This is a genomic window from Maridesulfovibrio ferrireducens, assembly GCF_900101105.1.
GTDB lineage: Bacteria > Desulfobacterota > Desulfovibrionia > Desulfovibrionales > Desulfovibrionaceae > Maridesulfovibrio > Maridesulfovibrio ferrireducens.
In genome coordinates this window covers 166126-188210 of sequence record NZ_FNGA01000005.1, presented here as the reverse complement: position 1 = coordinate 188210, position 22085 = coordinate 166126, and the positions used below count along the sequence as shown (strand labels likewise).

The 22085-nt window shown below is 42.0% G+C and carries 22 protein-coding genes and 4 tRNA genes; 10 read left to right on the top strand and 16 right to left on the bottom strand.

All coding sequences use genetic code 11. From position 1 onward, the window contains the following. Positions 1-262 precede the first annotated feature (262 nt). The 7 genes from BLT41_RS15475 to BLT41_RS15445 form a co-directional block, all read right to left on the bottom strand. Positions 263-1468, bottom strand: a complete 1206-nt coding sequence (locus BLT41_RS15475; protein ID WP_170830388.1) for a CynX/NimT family MFS transporter — start codon at positions 1466-1468, stop codon at positions 263-265. An 18-nt stretch (positions 1469-1486) separates the two neighbouring features. Next, on the bottom strand, positions 1487-2140 hold the full coding sequence (locus BLT41_RS15470) for a FadR/GntR family transcriptional regulator (protein WP_092162763.1): 654 nt from the start codon (positions 2138-2140) through the stop codon (positions 1487-1489). Positions 2141-2300: 160 nt separating this feature from the next. Beyond that, positions 2301-3359: an alanine/ornithine racemase family PLP-dependent enzyme gene (locus BLT41_RS15465; RefSeq protein WP_092162761.1), complete on the bottom strand. Its 1059-nt coding sequence runs from the start codon at positions 3357-3359 to the stop codon at positions 2301-2303. Continuing rightward, on the bottom strand, positions 3359-4438 hold the full coding sequence (locus BLT41_RS15460; protein WP_092162759.1) for an N-acetyltransferase DgcN family protein: 1080 nt from the start codon (positions 4436-4438) through the stop codon (positions 3359-3361). The genes BLT41_RS15465 and BLT41_RS15460 overlap by 1 nt, the downstream gene beginning before the upstream one ends. A gap of 309 nt (positions 4439-4747) precedes the next feature. Beyond that, positions 4748-4824 (bottom strand) — tRNA-Asp (locus BLT41_RS15455). 39 nt (positions 4825-4863) lie between these two features. Next, positions 4864-4939: transfer RNA gene (locus tag BLT41_RS15450), tRNA-Val, on the bottom strand. Positions 4940-5008: 69 nt separating this feature from the next. Then, positions 5009-5371, bottom strand: coding sequence for a SpoIIAA family protein (locus tag BLT41_RS15445; RefSeq protein ID WP_092162757.1), 363 nt, complete (start codon positions 5369-5371; stop codon positions 5009-5011). Positions 5372-5734: 363 nt separating this feature from the next. On the opposite strand from BLT41_RS15445, the gene BLT41_RS15440 reads away from it, so the two are divergent. From BLT41_RS15440 to BLT41_RS15420, 5 genes are all read left to right on the top strand, one after another. Continuing rightward, positions 5735-6109: a rhodanese-like domain-containing protein gene (locus tag BLT41_RS15440; protein WP_092162755.1), complete on the top strand. Its 375-nt coding sequence runs from the start codon at positions 5735-5737 to the stop codon at positions 6107-6109. Between the two features lie 73 nt (positions 6110-6182). Beyond that, a complete protein-coding gene (locus tag BLT41_RS15435; RefSeq protein WP_092162753.1) occupies positions 6183-6929 on the top strand; it encodes a sulfite exporter TauE/SafE family protein in 747 nt (248 codons plus the stop codon). A gap of 349 nt (positions 6930-7278) precedes the next feature. Then, complete coding sequence (locus tag BLT41_RS15430; protein ID WP_092162751.1) at positions 7279-8298, top strand: DUF4238 domain-containing protein; 1020 nt, start codon at positions 7279-7281, stop codon at positions 8296-8298. A 32-nt stretch (positions 8299-8330) separates the two neighbouring features. Further along, a complete protein-coding gene (locus BLT41_RS15425) occupies positions 8331-8630 on the top strand; it encodes a hypothetical protein (RefSeq protein WP_092162749.1) in 300 nt (99 codons plus the stop codon). Positions 8631-8877: 247 nt separating this feature from the next. Continuing rightward, a complete protein-coding gene (locus BLT41_RS15420) occupies positions 8878-10359 on the top strand; it encodes a S41 family peptidase (RefSeq protein ID WP_092162747.1) in 1482 nt (493 codons plus the stop codon). A 38-nt stretch (positions 10360-10397) separates the two neighbouring features. On the opposite strand, the gene BLT41_RS15415 is transcribed toward BLT41_RS15420, so the two are convergent. The 5 genes from BLT41_RS15415 to BLT41_RS15395 form a co-directional block, all read right to left on the bottom strand. Continuing rightward, a complete protein-coding gene (locus tag BLT41_RS15415) occupies positions 10398-11057 on the bottom strand; it encodes a heterodisulfide reductase-related iron-sulfur binding cluster (protein ID WP_092162745.1) in 660 nt (219 codons plus the stop codon). 240 nt (positions 11058-11297) lie between these two features. Continuing rightward, positions 11298-11374, bottom strand: a tRNA-Asp gene (locus BLT41_RS15410). A gap of 45 nt (positions 11375-11419) precedes the next feature. Further along, positions 11420-11495 (bottom strand) — tRNA-Val (locus tag BLT41_RS15405). A 146-nt stretch (positions 11496-11641) separates the two neighbouring features. Further along, a complete protein-coding gene (locus BLT41_RS15400) occupies positions 11642-12418 on the bottom strand; it encodes a class I fructose-bisphosphate aldolase (RefSeq protein ID WP_092162743.1) in 777 nt (258 codons plus the stop codon). Between the two features lie 24 nt (positions 12419-12442). Next, on the bottom strand, positions 12443-13699 hold the full coding sequence (locus BLT41_RS15395) for an RsmB/NOP family class I SAM-dependent RNA methyltransferase (RefSeq protein WP_092162741.1): 1257 nt from the start codon (positions 13697-13699) through the stop codon (positions 12443-12445). A gap of 386 nt (positions 13700-14085) precedes the next feature. Here BLT41_RS15395 and BLT41_RS15390 point away from each other — a divergent pair, with 386 nt between their 5' ends. The 5 genes from BLT41_RS15390 to BLT41_RS15370 all read left to right on the top strand — a co-directional run bounded on the left by BLT41_RS15390 (position 14086) and on the right by BLT41_RS15370 (position 19632). Further along, positions 14086-15729 carry a hypothetical protein gene (locus BLT41_RS15390; RefSeq protein ID WP_092162739.1) on the top strand — a complete coding sequence of 548 codons (1644 nt, stop codon included), beginning with the start codon at positions 14086-14088 and terminating at the stop codon, positions 15727-15729. Positions 15730-15810: 81 nt separating this feature from the next. Next, complete coding sequence (locus tag BLT41_RS15385) at positions 15811-16839, top strand: TRAP transporter substrate-binding protein (protein WP_092162737.1); 1029 nt, start codon at positions 15811-15813, stop codon at positions 16837-16839. A 58-nt stretch (positions 16840-16897) separates the two neighbouring features. Continuing rightward, complete coding sequence (locus BLT41_RS15380; RefSeq protein ID WP_092162735.1) at positions 16898-17395, top strand: TRAP transporter small permease; 498 nt, start codon at positions 16898-16900, stop codon at positions 17393-17395. A 21-nt stretch (positions 17396-17416) separates the two neighbouring features. After that, entirely contained in the window at positions 17417-18721 is a 1305-nt protein-coding gene (locus BLT41_RS15375) for a TRAP transporter large permease (protein ID WP_092162733.1), read from the top strand. A gap of 11 nt (positions 18722-18732) precedes the next feature. Continuing rightward, positions 18733-19632 (top strand): RluA family pseudouridine synthase, encoded by a 900-nt coding sequence (locus BLT41_RS15370; RefSeq protein ID WP_092162731.1) that lies wholly within the window; start codon positions 18733-18735, stop codon positions 19630-19632. Positions 19633-19730: 98 nt separating this feature from the next. Here the strand turns inward: BLT41_RS15370 and BLT41_RS15365 are convergent, their stop codons facing one another. The 4 genes from BLT41_RS15365 to BLT41_RS15350 are packed head-to-tail and all read right to left on the bottom strand — an operon-like array spanning position 19731 to position 22083. After that, positions 19731-20120, bottom strand: coding sequence for a 4Fe-4S dicluster domain-containing protein (locus tag BLT41_RS15365; protein WP_092162729.1), 390 nt, complete (start codon positions 20118-20120; stop codon positions 19731-19733). An 11-nt stretch (positions 20121-20131) separates the two neighbouring features. After that, positions 20132-21208: a hydrogenase large subunit gene (locus BLT41_RS15360; RefSeq protein ID WP_092162727.1), complete on the bottom strand. Its 1077-nt coding sequence runs from the start codon at positions 21206-21208 to the stop codon at positions 20132-20134. Positions 21209-21256: 48 nt separating this feature from the next. Then, positions 21257-21628: an NADH-quinone oxidoreductase subunit C gene (locus BLT41_RS15355; RefSeq protein WP_244512308.1), complete on the bottom strand. Its 372-nt coding sequence runs from the start codon at positions 21626-21628 to the stop codon at positions 21257-21259. 20 nt (positions 21629-21648) lie between these two features. Beyond that, the gene (locus tag BLT41_RS15350; protein WP_092162718.1) at positions 21649-22083 is read right to left on the bottom strand and encodes an NADH-quinone oxidoreductase subunit B family protein; all 435 of its coding nucleotides are present in this window, start codon (positions 22081-22083) and stop codon (positions 21649-21651) included. Positions 22084-22085: the final 2 nt, after the last annotated feature.

The following is a 22085-nucleotide window of genomic DNA, read 5'->3' as shown; positions in this document are numbered from 1 at the left end:
AAAGCGGAATTATCCTCGTTAGTCTTAGAGAGAGGGTAATAAAAATTTTTATGTTATATGGAATAAGCATAAATAGTTGGCTCGTTGCTCCGCTGGCGTTTTTTTGTATGTAAGTGGTTTTGCGAGTCCTTAATACTGTCAGGATAAATTGTCTGGTAGAAAGAGTAAACAGCCTTTTAAAAATAGTCTGATAAATTTAAAAAAAAAGCCCTTTACATTATATGTAAGGGGCTTTTTGGAAAATGGCGGTTGCTATGGCTACTTAATCATGTGTCACGTTATTTGCTCCCGCTTTGAGCCCGAAAAATGCCAACAATATTAGAACCGTAACGAGACTTATGATGGGCAAATCCCATGACTGTGTTACGTCATACATAAATCCCAGTAAAAACGGACCGAGTGCCGCGAAAAAATAGCCAAAGGATTGTGACATCCCGGAAAGTTGAGTTGTCTTTTTAGCATTGGGGGTACGCAAGGAAATAAATGCAATTGCTAAACTGATACTCCCTCCCATACCTATACCCATTAAGACCACAGACAGTAAAATGATCGTTTTTGATTTTGTAAAAAAAAGTAGAAGGATACCCAAAAGGTAGATTCCAATTTTAATTGTCGTAAGTTTTCTCTGATCATCCCGTCTACCTGCCAGAACCGGAATAATCAAAGTAGCAGGAATGGCCATCAGCTGATAAACAAGACACATTAATCCTGCAAATTCAACCCCCATCCCTTTGGATGTAATCATGGAGGGCAGCCATGCTGCGAGAGAATAGAACACGAGAGATTGAGCGCCCATAAACAGCGTCACCCACCAAGCCAACGGGGACTTCCATATCGATTTTTCATTTATTCCAAAAAGTTCGGGGGTGGCGGTTTTCGGGGGGAGTTGAGCAGGTTTGTTTTTTATTAAATAAAAAAACATGGTTGCAATCGTTATTACCGCCAAAACACTCCATATAAATAGTGTATCTCTCCAGTCAAAATTAAACTGTAAAATGAGCGGGGCACTTAGTCCGGCTCCAAGCGCCGCAGAAAGGCACATGGATGTAGCGTAAAGGCTTGTTATAGGGCCGATATGAGCGGAAAATTTTTGTTTTATAAAGCTTGGTATAAGCACATTGCCAACGGCAATCCCAATGCCCAAAATGCCCGTACCTATAAATAAGCCGTACAAACCGGTATAGGAGCGAATCGCTTCTCCTATAAGAATTAAAACAAGACCTGAAATAAGCGTGCGCATAGATCCAAATTTTGCGCTTATTTTTGAAACAAATAGAGAAATTATACCAAAGACTATCAATGGTAATGTTGTCAGTAATCCAGCCATACTGTTGTTTAATAGAAATTCTTTTTGTATAAAATGAATGATCGGCCCTACAGAAGTAAGCGGGGCTCGCAAGTTAAATGATACAAGAATAATTATGATAACTAATAATAACTGGGAACTCTTCTTTATTTTAATACTCAAAATTCCATGCCTTCTCTTCTAGTTCTCTAGAATTGTAACAATAATGCTTTCTGCTCTTTCCGCATCTTTTTGATATATCGCTTCATATAAATCTATATGTAATTGATTCAGCATTCCCTCTATGGTTTCTTTTCCATTCATTTTATTTTCCACAGATTTGTATATAAACGTAGAAAAAGAATTGTAGATGTCGTAAAAAATAGAATTGTGTGATGCTCTGGCAATCGCTAAATGAAATTCCATATCCCATTTACAATTTTCACTCACAGAGTCTTTTGTTAAATTTCTGTTTTCCAATGCTATGCTAATCAGTTCCAAGTCCTTTTCGGTTCTTCTTGCTGCTGCAATTTTGACAATTTCTTTTTCCAAGGACAGACGAACTTCATTCACCTCATCCATGGATTCATACAGACGATTGACCATATTGGCTTCAAATCTTCCAGATGACATGACGTAGGTGCCATCTCCCTGACGAGATTCGAGGACTCCAGCCTGTATTAACGATTGAATTGCCTCACGAACTGTATTTCTGCTGACACCAAAAATTTTTACAAGTTCCGGTTCAGAAGGCAATTTATCACCGACATTCAGGGAACCATTTTTAATCGACATTTCGATTTCACTCGAAATTTGTTTAGGCAACGACAATTTAATGAGCTTTTTTTTGTCCATAACTGCAACCTCCTCTTATTGGATCATCCACTCATCGGACAAGTTAGTTTTTTGTGAATAAAAGTCAAGCCTTAACAGAAAGCCCCTTACATCTCATGTAAAGGGCTTTCTGAAAATGGCAGTTGCTATGGCTACTTAGTTATTATTGGGAAAAGGTTGTTTAGACAAAAGAATTAGCGACAAATGGTGAGGTCATACACGAGAGCAATGCTGCATAATCAAGGCTGAACCTTACTTGATCACCAACGCGCAATGGGGATCGTGTCGCATCTAATATCAGATGATCGCTGCTGGAGCCGATTATATCAACATCACTTAATGGAGTTAGACCCGGCACATGAACGTCCTGTTTGCCAATAGCAAGAATAGTTCTGAGCATATCGCCTTTATCTACAAAGGCAGTAGTGATGCCGAAAGCATCTTGTCCCACTTCACCCTCTGGGAGAGATGGCTTGGTTTTGGATTCTATTACTCCGGCAACCAAGGTGATTGCGTTAAGATGCAATCCTTCAATATGTTTTCTCGAAAGAGTTTCTTTTCCTATGAAAATAGACTCACCCAGCCTGACATTATTTATCCGGCCTAGGTCGTCGTTTGCAAATAACCATTCGAAATTTGCAGAATTACCACCTGAAATAATCTGAAACTTTATATGATATTTTTTTTCATATGTTTCAGCCAAAAGTGATAATTTATCCATATTCGTTTTAGATGGCTTAACTCCGCTGAAACAGGCTAGATTTGTGCCTAAACCAATAAGGTTTACACCTTTCAATTGAATTGTTTTATCAATTGTTTCATCCAGATCTTTCTTAAGAATTCCTTCTCGCAGATCTCCCATCTCAACCATCAGAACGACATCGTGGATTTTATTTTGTTTAATGGCAGAATCAGAAAGTTCCGCGATTATAGATAATTCAGAATTTAAGCTCGCATTCGCATATTTCACGACATCATCAATTTCGGTCATTGACGGGGTTCTGATTAAAGTGAATGTGGCTTTAACGCCTGCCTGCCGCATGCGTTTGATATTGGCAATTCTTGATTCTCCAATTGAAACTATGCCGGCTGAAACCAAACAATTTGCAATCTTTGGTTCTCCGAGCGCAACTTTGGTAATGCCGGTAATATCAATGTTTCTGGCCCCGAACATTTCAACTAATTTTTGCGTGTTGCTAAATATCTTTGCTAAGTCAATTTCAAGATAGGGCGTATTCATTACGCGATCTTGTCATTAAGCTGTGGGAACACTTCGAGTATTTTTTTAATTAATGGAGCGCAGTCAAATTTGAGAACGTCTGTCGTTGGGATTTCAAATTTATTTTCGTAATCTTCAATTGTCTGGGTGAGCTCTGAATCAGACATATTTTCGTGATTAATGGTGATGCCTATGACGGGAGCTTTAGCGAAGACTTCAATAAGTTTAATTTCTTCTTTTAAATCAGGCATGTTTATATCAGGATAATCGCCCAGTTTTTCTCTTTTCGGTGGATGCTGAACAATAATAGCGTCAGGCTGTCCGCCTCGGATAATAAAGCATGAACTCAAATAGGCAGGATGACTTAAAGATCCTTGTCCTTCGAGAATCATGATGTCGGGATGTTTGGTTTTCCATGCGTCGAATATAGCTTTTTCCATTTCACCGGAGATGAATTGCTCTGTCAGTGCGTCAAGAGGTACACCGAATTCGGCTCCCTGAATTATGCCGGTCTGACCTGTTGCGATCATGACTGTGTTTAGTCCCAGAGCTTTCAGTGCTTTAGTTATGATCACTGAGGTCGTTCTTTTTCCGACTGCGCTGTCTGTTCCAAGTATCGCGATTCTAGGGCATTTGACCTTAAAGATATCGCCTTTGAAAACGTTTCGCTGGTTACTGTTTTGCTGTTTTCTAATGTCATGTAACTGAACATTGCATTCGGTAGCTTTTTGAATGAAAGCTTTATTGTCTGTTAAGAATTCATGCAGTCCGTTAATGATGTTAAGTTTTCGTTCCATCGCATAAAAAAGAACACTGCTGTCCTCTGCGGAAAAGGAACCGGAGAGAGGAGCCATCCCATAAATGAAATATTTTACTGAATCTTCTGTTCCTTCAAGGGCATCAAAGGTGTTTTTGAAAATTTTAATGCCATTTGCTTTTCCGTCCAGCACTTCTCCGGCATCTAAGCCTGCTTTGGTACTATCGATAATTCCCACAATTTCATATTTGTCGGAATGTCTTGCTAAGCCGTTGGCCGTTTTTCCATCCATTTCTCCAAAAAAACCTTCACAGTAAACAATAGCGGATACTTTTTCTGTCATAATATGTCCTGGGTAGATGTTTCTAATTTTGTCACCGAACAAGAGGGGTGAACAAGGTTCAACAGAATTACCTAACATATTTTTTAGCCATATAGGCCGGATTTGCTAAAAATATTTCTTTTGTGAATTGAGTGATTGGTGGGAGTCGTATGGAGACAATGAACAAGTCTCTGTAATGTATGTTATAGATCTAATGATTTGTTGATTATGATTTTTAAATAAATGGGAAAAAATAAAGGTGGGATTACATTCATATGCACAAAACCCAGAAAGCCCCTTACATTTGCATGTAAGGGGCTTTCTGAAAAGTGGCGGAGTCGAAGGGACTCGAACCCTCGGCCTCCGGCGTGACAGGCCGGCGTTATAACCAACTTAACTACGACTCCGAATATATTAAGTGCGTTAAGTGACGCTTAATATTTTAATGGTAGGCGAAACAGGGCTCGAACCTGTGACCCTCGGCTTGTAAGGCCGATGCTCTTCCAGCTGAGCTATTCGCCCTCAAGAGAGCATCTTTTAAGTCTACAGTCGCGAGATGTCAATAAAAATTTTTAAAAACCTTAAAGTTTTTTAATCTTCCATGACCCAGAGCAGTGCTTTTTCTTTTTCTTCAACGCCAAAATGCTTAAGTTCGATAAACGGAAAAATTTTATCGCTGATTTCCGTCAGTGTCTCATGCCAGCTTTTATCAGATACGATGGCCTTTTTAGTGAATTTCTTCATGTTGGGGAAGGCAAACTTTATGTCTTCAATCAGGGCCTTTATGGAGATTCCTCCGAATTCAACAAGTTCTACATAAATAGCCAGTTTTTCTTCGTATTTTAATTTTTCATTAACCGCATCAATTACCAGCTTAATATCCTTTTCCTCAATCTTGCCGGAAACTCTTAAACCAACGGCTTTTGAAGAAGCTATTTCGATCAGTTCAATCATTGGAGGCTCCTTTAGTTAGGATAATCTTGGTTGAAAGGTTAGTTTCTATGTGCGTTATTTTTATTATTAGACGGGGCTGGATAATATATCAACTGTTTTAGAGAAAATGATGTTGTCTGAACTTTATTAAGCGAACGATATTCTTATTTATACACAGCTTGTATCTGTTCTGTTTGTAGAATTTATTGACACTGACTTTTATTTGGCGTTATTGGAAAATGTGACGGGGAAAAGTGTGTTCGTGAGAAGTTGGGAGTGAGCCGCGCGTGCTCATTTTTTTTAAAAAGAACGATTGGTCGTTTTGCCAACTATGCAAGTTGTTCGGGAAGGTCTGACAATAATTATGTTAAAAAGGAGATTAAAATGAAAGGTTTTGATGATGTTTTAACGGAGATGGATTTTGATTTTATAAGTTCTGGTCAGCATGCCATAAGTGTTGAAGGGGTTCGCAAGGCTTTGGGAAATGATCATTTTATTTTTTTGGATGTGCGTACTGAGCTTGAGCAGGGTTATATGGTTTTTCCTTTCGCAACCAATATTCCACTGCACGAGCTTCCAAAAAGAATAAATGAGCTTCCTAAAGATAAATTTATTATTCTTTTCTGTACTTCAATTTTCCGCAGTGCGGTAGCGTACACATATTTGCGGGCAAATGGATTTGATGAGGTCAAGGGACTGACTGCATCGATGGAAAATCTGGTCGGTATTTTTAAACCCGGACCTTTGGCAAAGATGTAGTTTTTATGATGTGCCTATTTCGATGTGGCGGGATGGGCACTATTTTTTAAGTATTTAGAATAGGCATACCATAATGTTTGATTTAACAATTGTAATTGCATTTATCTCTTTTGTGCTGAGTTTTTTATTTGCCTTAGGGGGAGTTGGCTCAGCGCTGGTTCTCATTCCTTCTCTGACATGGCTTGGCGTACCTTTTAATTTGGCCCGTACTACCGGGCTTTTTGTAAACTGTCTGAGCATGCTGGGTGCCACATATTCCAACATCAAAGCCAAACGTCTGGATTTCAAGCTCGGGCTGCCTATCATCATTTCATCCATCGTTCTGGCTCCGGTCGGGGCATGGGCAGGGCATTTTCTCAGCATTCGTATAATATTATTTGTGTTCATCGGATTTCTTGTTTTTTCCGGTTGCATGATGCTTTTTTTCAAAAGATCTAAATATAAAGATCAGTACCGGGAAGACCGCCCTGTAATCGGGCCTTTATTAGTAGGTGTTGTTGCCGGATTTTTTTCGGGGTTGCTCGGTGTAGGGGGCGGGGGAGTTATTTCACCGCTGATGATTTTGCAAGGTTTTAACCCGAAAAAAGTTGCGACAGTGACTGCTTTTGCTGTGCCTTTTTCATCTTTTTCCGCCTTCATGGCGTACGCTGCGATGGGATCTGTTTCAATTAAGATTTTGATTTTTGCCGGTGGTGCAGCATGGGCCGGTGGATATCTTGGAACTAAAGTGATGCATCATAGAATGCGTCCTGAGTCTGTTAAGAAAATACTTGGTTGTGTGTTGATTTTGATTGCTTTGAAGTTGATTTGGTCACTTTAATAATGAGATTAATATTCTTGTCGGAAGGACAGGTTTATTGATCCGGCGTTGGTTTGAGTGATTCGTATATGGATATTTTTTATGGGTATGATTAGCCGGAACGGGAGTTCCGGCTTTTTTTGTGGGATACGGGTTGATGAGCTTGGCTTGAGGTTTGGGAAGGTGTATGCGGGTGAGAAAGTAAATAATAATGTAGTTGTTGTTTAGAGGAGGATGTTTTTCATTACGGGTTTCACGTATTGATTGATGGTGGTGATCTTGTTGAGAAGGTTTGATTTTGGGGGGAGCGGACGGTTGAGGACGTTGAAGTTGATACTTGGCTGGTTTGAAAAAAATTAAGGAGTAACTTTTGGCCGGAAAGAAACAACACTTTATTCCACAAGCTTTGCTGCGAGGTTTTTCCGAGAATGGTAAACAGGTTTATCAGTACCGAAAAGGTTTAGCCCAACCAATTAAAAATAATATTACAGATGTTGCGACAAAACGTTTTTTTTATGGAGAGGAAGATTGCGAGGTTGATTTAAAGATAACTGAATTTGAAAATTTAAGCAGAGAGGTACTAAAAGAACTACGTTCAGGGCGTGTTTCAGTTGTTTCGGATGGATTGCTAAAGTTGGTTTATATTCAGTTGATACGCACTTGGAATTTTAGACGGAGTATTGATAAGTTCTCCAATGATCTAATGGGATCATTTCTTGATAAGTTTGATGTGCAGGATTTGATTTGTTTGGTGACGAAAAAGGTTAGAAATGATCCAGAATATCTTATGAAAGAGGTTCGGGAAGGATTTGCTCAAAGAGGGATTATTGCAACGCCTGATCAAGAAGAAGTTGTTATAGAATATGTTCTTGATAATTGGGTCTTTTTATTAGAAAAAATTAATGCTGAATCAGGTCTTGAGGGATGTTTAAAATATTTGAAAGGAGTAAATTTTGATATAACTAAGAATGTTCAGAAAAAACTTTTGCCGGAAATCGTGGATAATGATCTTAAATATGGCAATCCAATAATAGATCGATTAGCCAAGCTAAAATGGAAAATAGAAAAATTTGATGAAAATATAGTGCTCGGAGACAGTGTCGTTGTTGCAGGGGTTTCAAAGGATGATTTTTCTATTTCAATCGATAGGTTAAATCTTGTTAATTTTGTCTACATGCCAATTAGTTCGTCAAGTATTTTACGAGGAAGCTTGTTGTTTGATGAAAAGATAAGCGCAGCTGAGTTTAACGAAATGTCTGTCTCGGTTTCTCAAGATTTTTTTGTTTCTAAGTTTAAAGTTCAACCGATTCTTATTGAGTGCTTTGGGTGCCGGGCAGGAATAGAAATGAAGTTTGATATGGATAGTTTTAAGGAAGACGTTTTGTCTTAATGAAAATAACAGATTAGTGCTATGGAGAGTTTATGGATTTAACCCCACGGAGTTTTGATCGGTGGTTTGATGCTCATTTGTCTGATGATGACCCTGATGACGTATTAGAACTTTATAGGTCTGTGAAGGCAGGGGAGTCTTTGGGGGATAACTGGAATTTGAAATGGCAGGGGAGTATTCTTCTTATTGAAGGTAATGATCCAGAGTGGCTTCCTCTTCATAGTCAAAGTGCCATTGATTGTTTTCTTCATATGATGGAGCAACGTTGGGGAGAGAATGAAGGTGAAGCAGGAATTGAATATTGGGCTGAAAACGGAAATAATGAGAAGTAGAGGGGATTAAAAATGTATTTTATTGTCCTCACCCCCACCAACAAGAAAAAGGATATTAATCATAAGATTAATATCCTTTGTATTTTAGTAGCGCATTCGAAGTAACTAGCCCCTCTGCTTGCCCCCCCCAAAAAAAATCCAACTAATTAAAAGTAGTTCTTCTTATAGATTTTATATACTACATAATCTTCAATCAAAAAACGTAAGATTTAATATTTTAAGACATCACTCTAAGATTGGATTATTAATGCCAGCGCCTTCTATAGATACTTTTTCCCTAAGAAAATATTTTGTAATTTTATTTGCGTGTTTGTCGGTCTTCCTGCTGAACGGAAATACGGGTTGCGGAGTTGATCCGACGACGCGGATTTTTAAAGCAACCGAGGTTGAAGATTTCAGCAAAATGGGGTGGCTGGAAGCCTATGATGCTTTTCATGCTTTGATGCAAAAGCAGTATGCCTTTGGCGATTGGAAAGGGATAAACTGGAGTGCTCTTAATAGTAGTATACGGCCTAAAATTGTTATTGCGGAAGCCGCTGCTGCTGGAGACGATTATATAACTGCACTTCTTGAATACACGCGATCTATACCGGATGGGCATATCACTTGGAACAATCCAATCTTCGGCATTATTGAACCGAATATTAAAGGAAGCTACGGCCTTGGAATGATCGGTCTTGATAACGGCAAGGTCATTGCTAACGTTGTCAGCGCAGGCGGTCCTGCTGCGACCGCGGGGATAGATGTCGGGTCTGAAATTCTGGAATGGAATGACGTGGCAATTGCAACGGCAGCCGCACAGGTTTCAACTCTGTGGCGTCCCAATCCGGCTTCTATAGCAACAAATGAACATAAGCTTCTTGAACAATACAGAGCTCTCGCACTTGATCCTGTCGCTACTAATAGTAAGGTAAAATATTTAAAATCTGACGCATCGGGGCCATTTACAACTGTTTTGATAGCGGCAGACGACAATAGGCAAATTCAGACTGATACCGGGCTATGGAATAAAGTTGATGACGCGAACCCGATTAAGCGTGAAGTTCTTGTCAGCGGATATGGTTACATCATGCTTGGCACGTTGGAGAGTGAGGATATTTCTCAGGATCAACTTTTCAATAAATTTAAAGAAGCCATGGAGTTTTTGACAGGCAATAATGTTCCGGGAATTATCATTGATCTCCGGGGAAATAGCGGCGGTTCTGATGATCTGGCCGCTAAAATTGCAGGCTTTTTTTATTCCGAAACAACATTTTATGAATACCAGAATCTGTATAATGCTCAAACGGAACGGCTTGAAATAGTTCTTCCCAGTGCGGACGACTCATATATCATCGGCTGGGACCTTCCCTTGAATATTACTCCGCAATCTCTTCAGTTTACCGGCCCGGTTGTTGCCCTTGTTAACCCCGACAGCGTCAGTTCTGCGGAAGGTGTCGCAATGGCTATCAAAAACTTGGCTAATGGGTATGTGGTCGGTTTTTATGGAACAAATGGGTCATTCGGTATGACAGGGGGAGGCGCAAAGCTTCCACTTGGTTATCAAATAAGTTTTCCCAACGGACAATCCCTCAATATAAACAAGGAAGTTCAGTTGGACAGCCGGAACGGTATAGGTGGAATTGTGCCTGATATCCGTGTTCCGCGAACATCCGCAAGAATGATAAATTATGCAAATGATGTTGATGTAGAACTGGCTTACGCGATTACCTACCTGCAATCGTTGTAATTTTATGGGACTCTAATCCTCGTCCTAGCCTGTCATAACTAGTGAAGATCAATATATTTCTGTAATTGCTCATGCCATTTCTTGGTGTCATATTCTTGTGGTTCAGTTGATTCATTCATTAAAAGATCAACTAAATGCCGTGGAGTTTTTCCGCCTATATATAAGGACTTGATGCACGATACGCAGTATACGCAAACATCATCGCAAGGCATGGAATCAGCTCTTTTCTTCATTAGTTTATGGATCTTATCCATTGCAAGTTTTGGATAAAAATCATCTCCACAACAGACTGAGTGTGATTTATTGAATTCAGTTTCAATAATTTCAATGTTCATCTTGTTTAGCAGATTGCGAACAGCTTGATGTACCTTTGCATTCTCGCGAACCGGGCATGCATCGTGGACGGACATTTTTAGTCCATGATAATCAGGGAAATTGAATGAATCCAGGCTGTCTAGAACTTCCCATAATGATATGGTTGAGATTCCTTCATATAAACTGCTGAATCGTTTGTCACATCCCGCGCAGACATTAATGATCAAAGATTCTTTTTCAAGCTGCGGGTCATGCCGACAGCATATTTTATGTAAAGATGTTTCTTTATAGTTCTGGTTCAGAAAGTCTAAAATAGTTGTTTCCATTTCAGGTTTATAAATGCTCAGCGCACAGCCGGGATTAAAGTATATTTTATTAGACATTTTTAAACCTTCTTTTTGTAGTATAAATCATAATTGGAGCTAGAAAAAACGGGCCGAATGTTGCTGTCTGTAGCAATATTCGGAATGCCATTTGAGAACAATTCTGCAAAGCGGAAAATAAGGAGGTTCAAAGTATATAGTGCGCAGCAACAGCTTGAAGATTGTAATAAAATTGAAGAATTTATTCCCCAAACAAGAAAAAGGATATTAATCTTGCGATTAATATCCTTTGTACTTTAGTGGCGGAGTCGAAGGGACTCGAACCCTCGGCCTCAGGCGTGACAGGCCTGCGTTATAACCAACTTAACTACGACTCCGCAGGGATATAATAAACGAGTTAAGCAACGCTTATTATTTTTTTGTGGTAGGCGAAACAGGGCTCGAACCTGTGACCCTCGGCTTGTAAGGCCGATGCTCTTCCAGCTGAGCTATTCGCCCACAAATTCAGTTTGTCAAACTGAAGGCTGTGATTGAACTTCCTGCACTTGCGTGCGTTTCCGTATTGCTCACTGCCACGAAGAGGGATACTGCCGATGAGTGGCGGTTTTGTCAAACTGTTTTTTTGAATATATCTAAAATAATTCTTAACTATCTGTTTTAATGATATTTTTATGTGTAACTTCGGCTAATTTTTCCATGCTTTCAATCGGGTTTTTCGTCTGAAAAATGTTCCTGCCGATGCAGCACCCTTTGCAGCCGGATTCCAGACCGCGTAAAGTATTGCTTATTGCGCCTTCCGTTGTCTGCCCGAGCGGGCCTCCTGTTACCAGAACAGGGACGGGGCTTGCTTCTACTGCTTTGCGGAAAGCATCGCCATTGTTGGGGTATGGCACAGCCACGATGTCCGGCCCGAGTTCTGCGCCGATGCGGATGCAGTGTGCTACAAGGCTTGAGTCGTGTTCATTTACAATCTGGCTTCCTCTGGCGAAGACTGTTGCCAGCACTGGAATACCCAGTTGATGTGCTTCGTCGGTAATTTCGCCCAGATCGGCAAGCATGCGGTCTTCAAGCTCGTTGCCAATATTGACGTGTACGGAGACCGCGTCCGCACCTAGTCTCAGCGCTTCGGAGATAGAACAGACGATGCTCTTGTTGTATGATGGCGAGCCGTGTCTTGTGCCCGCATTCATCTGTATAATCAGGCTTACGTCAGCAGGGATAAGGGCGCTGAAATGTTTAGCCAGACCTTTATTAAGAATGACACCCTGTACTTTTGATGTGGGTAGAGCTTCCAAAATGGAGGGAATGGCGCCAAGGCCTTCAATCATTCCTTCGTTTGCACCGTGATCCAGAGCTAGAATGAGTGCATTTCCGCTTGTCTTATCAAATAGTCGTCTCATGCGACGTTGAGTTCCGTTCATTGAATCCTCTTATATTTAAAAAATCTATTTTTCTGTCCAGATAAAGCGGCTGCCTTTTTTACCTGTAAATCCTAGAAGCAGCTGCTTGAAGTATAAACCAACAGGGCCTTTGCCTTTTGCCGGAGCGGTCAGGCTTTGCCCTGAAAATAATTTTGCGAGATCTTCAGCGTTTTCAAGTACCAGAGCTGATTCTGCCGGAGTCTCAGGCAACAGGGTTCGTGCGAATGGATTCGGCCTGAACTTATTACCAGAAATTTTACCGAGCGGATATCCCTGCCAGCGGATATTCGGGGGCAGCATGTTCAGTGCGTGCCTGTTAAGGAACATTGCTTTGCCCTTAAAATCGTAAAGCTCGCCATCCGGTAAAGCTGAAAAATCTATTGCTTCGGGGTAATCCAGTTTTTTTAGATTCAGCTTCTGTCCTGGCAGAGGGGCTGTCTCGGGATATTCAGGTTCGGCATTGCCGGGTTTTCGGAGTCCGCAGACATAAAATCCCTGACCGCCGCCTGATCCGTCTACCCGCAGCACTCCGTCCATGTTCGGCAAAAGCGGCTCTGCGATGGTGAATCCCTCCGGATGTGGAAGTCTGACCAGCTCAAAGCCCAGTTCTTCAACTGCAAAGCGGGTCTGCTCTTCATTTTCCTGTACATTAGTGGTGCATGTTGAGTACACAACGTTGCCGCCGGGAGTGAGCAGGTCAAATGCCTTTGCCAACAGTTGGCGCTGTAAGGCTATGAGGGGTAAGGTTTTTTCGCCTGACCACAGATCCATAGCTTTAGGGTTTTTGTTGATGGTTCCCCATCCGCTGCATGGCGGGTCCAGCAGAATATATTCCCAGCCGTTTGAAGGCAGAGGGATCTTTTGCGATTCGTAACTCACCGTTGCGGAGTTTATGGCCTGTACGCGTCTTAAATTCTGACGCAGAAGAGCAAGCCTGTCCTTTGAAGGTTCACTGGCAAGAACAAATCCGTCACGTCCGACCAATCTTGCTAAAATTCCTGTTTTACTGCCGGGACTTGCGCACATGTCCAGTACTTTTGCCCCTTTCGGCGGATTAAGCATCAGAGGCGGCAGCATGGAGGAACGGTCTTGTATATAGATACGTCCGAACCTTGAGGCAAGGGAGTCACCTAGAGGAAAAGGTTCTTTTTCAAGTCTTCGCGCCATTGAATAGAACGGTTCCGGGCTGAATTCAAAACCTTGCGAACGTAAAAGTTCTTCAACTGCGGGGATGTCTTTTTCGGAGCAGACAAGTCTGAATGTTCGAAGATTGTTTATCATAATATATATTTATAAAAATGAAGGTAAGCTTTCTAGGTGAAACAAACCTGACATGATAGATTTTTTTTACAGGTTGCATATAAAATTTAGAGAAATTTATTGTAGCAATGTGGACAGTCTTTATTTACAGCTGTCAAAACCGGAGCAAGACAGATAAAACAGGGCTGAACATTTGACAAGTAGCCTTTTGGGCTGTTTCTATGTTTGGCTTTGCGTCCCGGACCGTAAGCTGTTACAAGTTTTTTACTCGTTTTGCTGATATGGAAAGTCTGATAGCTCGATTGTTTTCGGGGTTTTCCTGAAAAAGTCGCAGTAATATCTTAGTCATTTAGAATATATAACGTACATTTCCGAAAGCCTTTTGCTTTTTGGGGAGGATTCAGTACATGTCATTTAAACGGTTTATAGCTTTTTTTATTGTAATGATTTCAATTTTATCAGCAGGTGCTGCTTTTGCTGATGCGCGCACTTTCGCTGTGTATCCATTTGAAATAAATGGACCTGCGCAGTATAAATATTTGAGCCGCGGCGTTCAAACGATGCTTATTTCCCGTTTGAACTGGACAGGACATTTTGAACCTCTTGCAGCTTCCAAGGAGCTGGGAGAGGCCGATATTCCGTCATCAAAAATTGAGGAAATTAAAAGCGCACAGAGGCTCGGAGTAGATTATCTGGCTCTGGGTAGTATCACAATCGTCGGTAAAGACGCTTCTGTTGATCTGCGCATGGTTGATAAGGAAGGAAAATCTTGGACAAAAAGCGCTAAAACTACAATTGAAGGACTTATTCCCGCTCTGGATGGCATCGCCACAGAGGTTAAAGGGCAATTATTTGAAAAACCCGGAAGCAAGGTTGCTACCAAAGAAGAGAAAGTTCGTGAAGAAGCACGTCCTCAAGCTGCTTTAAATCCTGAGTTTATTTCGGCTTCTACAGCCGCAGTTCCTATGCAGAGCGCAATTAACCCACAGTTTAGATATGAAGGTGGAACAGAAACTCCGGGGCGCTGGCGCAGTCAGAGTATTGATTTTGTGAATCGCGGCGGATTCGTTGCGGATGTAACCGGTGACGGCAAACAAAATGTTGTTATGCTGTCGGACACTGAAGTAAAAGTTTTCGGTGTTGATAATCAGCGTTTAACTGAGGTTGCTTCTTATAAATATGCATCAAGAGCAAACGGTATCAAAATCAGTGGTATCGATCTCGGCAGGGACGGGGTGAAGGAAGTAGTTCTTTGTATTATTATGGACGAGAGACCTTATTCTTTCATTATTTCTTTTAAGGGAAATACTCCGAAGGTACTCGTAAATCGCTTTAATAAGTTTCTCTGCGCGGTTCGTATTCCACCTAACTTTACTGAAACCCTGCTTGGACAGAAACTTGATACAAGCCGGACCTTTTATTCAAAAGATGTGACTGAATATATGTATTCTAATGGCGAGTTGATGCCGGTCAGGCGTCTGTCTGTTCCTGCTTTTGCCAATGTTTTCAACACCTCTTTTCTTCCTGAAAAGGAAGATTATAAAGTCTTAGTACTTAATAAGTACGGTAGAATGACTGTTTATAATAAAGCTCTTGAGCCTTTGTATGAAAGTCAGAATTCGTATAACTCGGTTGATGTAAAATTTGACTCGACCGCTAAGATTAGAGGATTCGGTTCCGAGAATAAAAAGAATAAAATGGAACATTATTACTTTGTTCCCATGGCTGTAACCATCACTTCCATTTCTGATCCGACCAAGCTTGAGGTTCTTTTGAATAAAGATATCTCTGTTGCTTCACAGGTTTTTTCCAACTATAAAAGCTTCTCACAAGGCGAGCTCCATTCTGAATACTGGGATGGTGTCGGTCTTAGCCTTGCTTGGAAAACACGTCGTATTAAAGGTAGTGTGACTGCATACGGAATCGCAGACATTGATAATGACGGCGAGAAAGAACTTTATTGTATTTTGAATAGTTTCCCCGGTTCTCTGGGTGTTAGATTCAGAAAAACTTTAATTGTTGCCTATGAATTGAATCTCGGAAAAAAATAGTTTGAATTCGGCCTCCTGCTTTATGCGGGAGGTCTTTTTTTTGGTTGAATAAAAAGTAAGCCCTTACGGGAGGAGATGATTATGAATAAAGCCGGAAGAGTAAGTGGTCTATTCGCTTTTTTGATGATGTTTGCTATATTGTTTTGCTCTGTTTCTCAGCTGCAAGCTGCAGAAATAAGCCTAAGCTATGCAAATTTTCCTCCTGCGAAGACGTTTCCTTGTGTGCAAATGGAACGCTGGAAGCAGGAAGTTGAAAAAAGGACTTCCGGCAAGGTGCAGGTTCAAACTTATCCCGGTTCAACATTGCTGGGCGCTAAAAATACATTGCGCGGAGTTATGCAGGGGCAGGCTGATATAGGTTGTGTAAGTATTGCTTACCATCCCGGTGTGTTTCCGTTGAGTTCTGTTTTTGAGCTTCCTTTGGGATTCACTACATCTACCTCCGCGAGTCTCGCGCTGTGGGATCTTTTCCAGAAACATCAGCCAAAAGAATTTAAGAAATTTAAAGTTTTGACTATGTTTGCTTCAGCTCCTTCAAACTTGATGACTAAGACACCTGTCCGCTCTCTCAGCGATTTGAAGGGAGTTGAACTCCGCGCGTCAGGTATTCTTTCTAAAATTCTTGATTCCATCGGGGCAACTCCTGTTTCCATGCCTATGTCTGCAACTCCTGAAGCTTTGCAGAAGGGTGTAGTTAAAGGGCTGTTCTCTTCTTTTGATGTGTTGAAAGATATGAATTTCGCTGAAATATGCCGTTATGAAACTGTGACCAATACCGCTGTTTATCCTTTTGCAATCATAATGAACAAGAGTTCATGGGAAGCTCTTCCTGATGATGTTAAAAAAGTTATGAATGATCTCGGTCGTGAACAGGCTGAATGGACAGGACAGTATATGGATCAGCATGTGAAAGATTCTCTTGCATGGTCTAAAGAGAAATATGACATTGAGCTTATCACCATGCCTGAAGCTGACATGCAGACAATCAAAGAAAAGACTATGCCTCTGATCAATGACTGGAAAACAAAAGCTGTTGATTCAGGTGTTGATGCCGATGCTGTTCTTGCTGAAGTTGAAACTTCCCGCGTCAAATACGATTCTGCAAAATAATTAAAGTTTTGAAAAACCTCCCCGTCTTTTAGCGGCGGGGAGTCATTAAAATCAGCTTATGATCAATAAATTGGAAAAAATTTCTATCCTTTTCTGCCGCATTTTAGCGTGGATTGCAGGCTCAGCTCTTACGGCAATGGTTGTGCTCGCCTGTGCTAATATGGTTTTTCGTGCAACATGGGTTCCTGTGAAGGGCACTTTTGAACTTATGGGTTTTCTAGGGGCTGTTGCCGCGGGGTTTTCACTGGCTTTTTCTCAGTTATACAAAAGTCATATCGCAGTCGGCCTGTTTTTTAATAAATTTCCGAAACCCATGCAGATTTTTCTGGACGCTCTGAGCGTGGGTGTTTCTTGTGTTTTCTTTGCTCTCTGTGCAATAGAAGCCGCAAAGTGGGGGATGTTTTTATATGATCTGGGTGAAGTTTCTGAAACACTCGGAATTGAATTTTACCCCTTTGTTTTCTTTGTAGCTTTAGGGTGCGCGATGATGTCTTGGGTCCTGTTGCTGGATTTCGTCAGAACTCTTTCCGGAAAAGAACCTCTTAAGCTCGTTTAACCGGGCAGTTTATTATATAATATGGAACCAATAACTATAGGCCTTGTCGGTATTGTTTGTCTGCTGCTGGTAATTCTTACTTTACGAATTCCCGTGGGCTTTGCCATGGGGATCATAGGGTTTATCGGGTTTGCAAAAGTTCTTAATCTTAAAGCCGCATATGGTATGCTCGGCACTGAAGTATGGAATGTTTTTTCTTCATACGGACTGACAGTAATCCCGCTTTTCATTCTCATGGGGCAGATTTGTTTCTACTCAGGAGTTAATAAGCGGCTTTATAAATCAGCTTATGCGTGGATGGGACATATCCGCGGCGGAATAGCGATGGCTACCGTTCTTGCCTGCGCCGGTTTTGCAGCGATTTGCGGTTCCAATACTGCTACTGCCGCGACCATGAGTACTGTTGCTTTGCCGGAAATGAAGAAATTTAGATATAATCCCATCCTTAGTACCGGTTCCGTTGCCGCCGGCGCAACGCTTGGTGTAGTAATTCCGCCCAGTGTGGTCCTGATTATTATCGGTCTCCAGACTGGAGAATCCATAGGGCGCCTTTTTCTCGGCGGAGTAATTCCCGGTATTCTTTTATGCTGCTTGTTTTTGGTGACGGTTTTCTGCATGTGCGTGCGGCATCCTGACTGGGGTCCTGCTGGACCGGAAGTCAGCTTCAAAGAAAAGATGATGTCGCTGCCCGGTTCTATCGAGATGATAATTCTTTTTATGCTGGTTATGGGCGGATTGTTTGCAGGCTGGTTTACTCCTACAGAGGCCGGTGCTGCCGGGGCTGCTTTTGCTCTGCTTATAAGTATAGTTTCACGGCAGATGACCTTTAAACGTTTTGCTGCCGCTGTTTCGGATACTTTAAAAGTGTCCTGCATGATTATGGTCGTTATTGTCGGTGCGATTATCTTTGGACGTTTTCTTGCCATAACAAGGCTTCCTTTTGAAGCTGCGGACATGGTTGCGGGATTACCTATTCCTCCGACGTTAATTATTCTGCTGATATGCGTGATCTATGTAATCGGCGGAATGGTCATGGACGCTCTTGCTCTTTTGCTGATTACTATTCCGATTTTCTTTCCTATGGTTATAGCCATGGGATATGATCCTATCTGGTTCGGTGTGTTGATTACTCTTGTTACTACCATGGGTGCTATTACGCCGCCTGTGGGGGTCACAACGTTCATCGTTGCCTCAATGGCGGAGGATGTCTCCATCGACAGGGTTTTTCTCGGGGTAAGCTATTTCATGATCGCATATGTTGCGCTGATTGCATTGCTTTTGGTCGCACCGGAAATAGTAACATTTTTGCCCAGACTGATGGGGTAGACGTATTAGTTATGCCAGCAGAATTTGTCACAGTTACCAGCGCTGAAGCTGGTCAAAAGCTTGTTAGATTTCTTGAACGAAGAGTGGACGGAGAGGTTCCGCGTTCCGCTGTTATGCGTTGGATTCGCAAGGGGAACGTGCGCGTTGATAAAGGACGTTGTAAGCCTTTTGATCTGGTTAAAGAAGGGCAGATCGTACGAATTCCTCCATATCGGGCTGATGAGCCTGCTGAAAAGATTTCACGTGAACCGCTCGAAATAATTTATGAAGACGAGAACTACTTAGCCATTAATAAACCTGCCGGATTGCCCTCACAGGGCGGAACAGGACATGATGACAGTGTTGTTGACCGTCTTTTATCCATGTATGCAGATTTTCCGTTTAAACCAGCCCCGGCACATCGGCTTGACCGTGATACTTCCGGTGTTCTGTTAGCCGGCAAAAGCCATCATGGACAGAAAGCTCTTTCCGATATGTTCGCGAGCGGAGAAGGTGGAAAGTATTATCTCGCTCTCGTTAGAGAAAATTGGATTTCAGAAGAAACCGGTGATGACGGTTGGTTTGAGATGCATGATCTTCTTGAAAAGAAAGAAGAGAATGGGACTGAAAAGATGGTAACAGGTTCCGGTAAAGAAGCGCATGCATCTGTTTTAAGTTTGGGAAAATTGAAAGATCAGACACTTCTTCTGGTCAAATTACATACTGGCAGAACTCATCAGATACGTGTTCAGCTTTCATCGCGCGGATTTCCGATTGTCGGGGATTCAAAATACGGCGGTGGTAGTGGTGCTATGAAGTTGCATTGTTGGAGAATCGAGACTCCTTGGTTTATTGCGCAATGTTCGCCGCATTGGGGTGATGATTTTTTGCGTCAGGAGCATATTGATTTGGCAGAAAAATTTCTGCTCTGATCATAAAATTTTATTTGTGACTAAAAAATCCCCGAAGTCTTTGACTCCGGGGATTTTTTTAATTTCTGATCAAGCAGACAAGCTATGTAGTGTATAAACTACTCAGCTTTTTTGGGTGCTGCTTTTTTCTTTTTAGGCATTTTGATTTTACCAACCATCTCAATCATTTCGCGGCTAGCGGAAGGCTTACGATGATTAGGTTCCATGCGCAGACTCTGAGTTGGACAAACATCAACACAAATGCCGCAATATACGCAGGCAAACGGGTCGCATGTCCAAGTTCCAGTTCCGCTTTCTTTGTCTTTTGTGACAGTAATGCACTGTGAAGGGCATTTAATTTCACATTTTTTACAGAAGATACAATTATCGATGTCGTTGAACAATTCGCCTCTGTAGAGAGGAAAAGGTTCACGAATTTCGAAGGGGTACATTCTTGTAGAACTTTTCGAGAAGAGGTTCTTTAGTACCGTTGGAGTCATCTTAAGCATGTCTCAACCTCCTAGCGTTCCGTGCAGCTGATGCACGGGTCGATCGACAAGATTACAACCGGAACATCCGCTAGTTCGATGCCGGGCATCATTGCAATAAGCGGAGGAATGTTCGCGAACGTAGGAGTTCTGATGCGTACCCTGTCGAGGTATTTGGTTCCATTACCCTTCATGTAGTACAGACATTCACCGCGAGGCTGTTCCACACGGGTGATTAGTTCACCTTCTGGATTACCCTTGCATGGAGCAGCAAGATCACCCTGAGGAAGTCCTGCTATAGCCGCGCGAACGAGATCTATTGACTGTAAAACTTCTCTGAATCTGACTTTAGAACGACAGAAACTGTCACCGTCGTTTTCAACAACCGGTTCAAAGTCAATTTTATCAAAAGCAGCATATTTAAGCTGACGCATATCCTGTGCAATACCACTACCACGAAGGGTAGGGCCGGCTGCACCGAGTTCGTAAGCCTGTTCTTTTGTGAGAACGCCAATGCCTTTTGTGCGTTTGCAGACTGTGTAGTCGTTAAGAATTGTAGACTGAATAGTCTTCAGTTCTTTTTCGGCTTGCGCAAGTTCGGTAAGAATCCATGAACACTGTTCGGGAGTTAGATCCTGACGGACCCCACCGACAACGTTGACGGAAACAATTATGCGACTACCTGTGGTAGCTTCGTTAAGATCCATGATGCGTTCACGGATACGCCAAAACTGCATGAACAGGCTTTCAAAGCCAAAAGCATCGGCGAAAAGGCCGAGCCATAGCAAGTGACTGTGCATACGGTGCAGTTCTGACCATATTGTGCGGAGGTATTTCGCTCTTTCAGGAACCTCTATTTTCATCATTTCTTCGATACCCTGACAGTAACAAAGAGAATGAATCATAGAACAGATACCGCAAACACGCTCAACGACTTGGATCATCTGATGATAATCGCGAATCTCAGCTAGCTTTTCAAGCCCTCTGTGAACGTATCCAAGCGCAGGAATGGCCTCCAGCACGATCTCGTCTTCCACGACAAGTTTCATATGCAACGGTTCCGGAAGAACCGGATGCTGCGGACCGAAAGGTATGATGGTGCGTGCCATAATTTACCCTATAGTTGTTTTCGTCTTGGTTTAATCCGGGAAGACGAATTATTTTTTGACAGTCATCGCCTTGGTGTTATTACACAAGGGGATTGTAGTAATTTCCTCGTCCAAATAGAGAGTGCGTCCAAAATCAAGAACAAGGCCATCAAACAAGAGGCCAAACTGGTCCTGAATTTCGTTTTCAACTAGCATGGTGCCAAAAAGAATACCGCTTATTGAAGGACATTTTGTTCCTTTAGGAACGGTAACTCTCAAGTTGGTAAGAACTAACTCTTTGTCGAAGGTATAGATCAGATCAAAGTTGTCTGCATCCAGTTCGGTGCAGCTTATAGCGACAAAATGTTGTCCGTCGCTTTTCAACTTGGAAACTTCTCCGACGATAGTTTCCATTGTGATTTCTTTCAGATTTTCTATCACGTTGTTATCCCTCGTAATGTTTAGCCTCTGAGGCCTTCAAACTTGGCAAGGGCAGTGACCACGCCGTCGATGATAGCTTCAGGTTTAGCAGGGCACCCGGGAACGTAAACGTCCACAGGGATTACCTTGTCGATTCCGCCGAGTACGTTGTAGCACTCACGGAAAATTCCACCTGAAAGACCACATGCGCCGATGGCAATTACGCCTTTAGGGTCAGGCATTTGATCATAGATGTTGCGTAAAACCTTGGCGTTACGGGGGTTAACCGTTCCGGTGACAAGGAGGACGTCAGCATGCTTAGGGTTCCCGACGTTGACTACGCCGAAGCGTTCAACATCATACATCGGTGTAAGACATGCCAGAACTTCAATATCGCAGCCGTTACAGCTTCCGCAGTCAAAATGCATGATCCACGGAGACTTGGCGCGTGATTTATCAATGAATCTCTTGAACATAA

Excerpts from the sequence above, each read along its gene's own strand:
- BLT41_RS15375 (WP_092162733.1), top strand. The coding sequence starts at position 17,417 with ATGGAACCAATAACTATAGGCCTTGTCGGTATTGTTTGTCTGCTGCTG.
- BLT41_RS15390 (WP_092162739.1), top strand. The coding sequence starts at position 14,086 with ATGTCATTTAAACGGTTTATAGCTTTTTTTATTGTAATGATTTCAATT.
- BLT41_RS15380 (WP_092162735.1), top strand. The coding sequence starts at position 16,898 with ATGATCAATAAATTGGAAAAAATTTCTATCCTTTTCTGCCGCATTTTA.
- BLT41_RS15400 (WP_092162743.1), bottom strand. The coding sequence starts at position 12,418 with ATGAACGGAACTCAACGTCGCATGAGACGACTATTTGATAAGACAAGC.
- BLT41_RS15360 (WP_092162727.1), bottom strand. The coding sequence starts at position 21,208 with ATGGCACGCACCATCATACCTTTCGGTCCGCAGCATCCGGTTCTTCCG.
- BLT41_RS15440 (WP_092162755.1), top strand. The coding sequence starts at position 5,735 with ATGAAAGGTTTTGATGATGTTTTAACGGAGATGGATTTTGATTTTATA.
- BLT41_RS15395 (WP_092162741.1), bottom strand. The coding sequence starts at position 13,699 with ATGATAAACAATCTTCGAACATTCAGACTTGTCTGCTCCGAAAAAGAC.
- BLT41_RS15460 (WP_092162759.1), bottom strand. The coding sequence starts at position 4,438 with ATGACAGAAAAAGTATCCGCTATTGTTTACTGTGAAGGTTTTTTTGGA.
- BLT41_RS15465 (WP_092162761.1), bottom strand. The coding sequence starts at position 3,359 with ATGAATACGCCCTATCTTGAAATTGACTTAGCAAAGATATTTAGCAAC.
- BLT41_RS15365 (WP_092162729.1), bottom strand. The coding sequence starts at position 20,120 with ATGCTTAAGATGACTCCAACGGTACTAAAGAACCTCTTCTCGAAAAGT.
- BLT41_RS15425 (WP_092162749.1), top strand. The coding sequence starts at position 8,331 with ATGGATTTAACCCCACGGAGTTTTGATCGGTGGTTTGATGCTCATTTG.
- BLT41_RS15385 (WP_092162737.1), top strand. The coding sequence starts at position 15,811 with ATGAATAAAGCCGGAAGAGTAAGTGGTCTATTCGCTTTTTTGATGATG.
- BLT41_RS15445 (WP_092162757.1), bottom strand. The coding sequence starts at position 5,371 with ATGATTGAACTGATCGAAATAGCTTCTTCAAAAGCCGTTGGTTTAAGA.
- BLT41_RS15370 (WP_092162731.1), top strand. The coding sequence starts at position 18,733 with ATGCCAGCAGAATTTGTCACAGTTACCAGCGCTGAAGCTGGTCAAAAG.
- BLT41_RS15470 (WP_092162763.1), bottom strand. The coding sequence starts at position 2,140 with ATGGACAAAAAAAAGCTCATTAAATTGTCGTTGCCTAAACAAATTTCG.
- BLT41_RS15435 (WP_092162753.1), top strand. The coding sequence starts at position 6,183 with ATGTTTGATTTAACAATTGTAATTGCATTTATCTCTTTTGTGCTGAGT.
- BLT41_RS15415 (WP_092162745.1), bottom strand. The coding sequence starts at position 11,057 with ATGTCTAATAAAATATACTTTAATCCCGGCTGTGCGCTGAGCATTTAT.
- BLT41_RS15350 (WP_092162718.1), bottom strand. The coding sequence starts at position 22,083 with ATGTTCAAGAGATTCATTGATAAATCACGCGCCAAGTCTCCGTGGATC.
- BLT41_RS15420 (WP_092162747.1), top strand. The coding sequence starts at position 8,878 with ATGCCAGCGCCTTCTATAGATACTTTTTCCCTAAGAAAATATTTTGTA.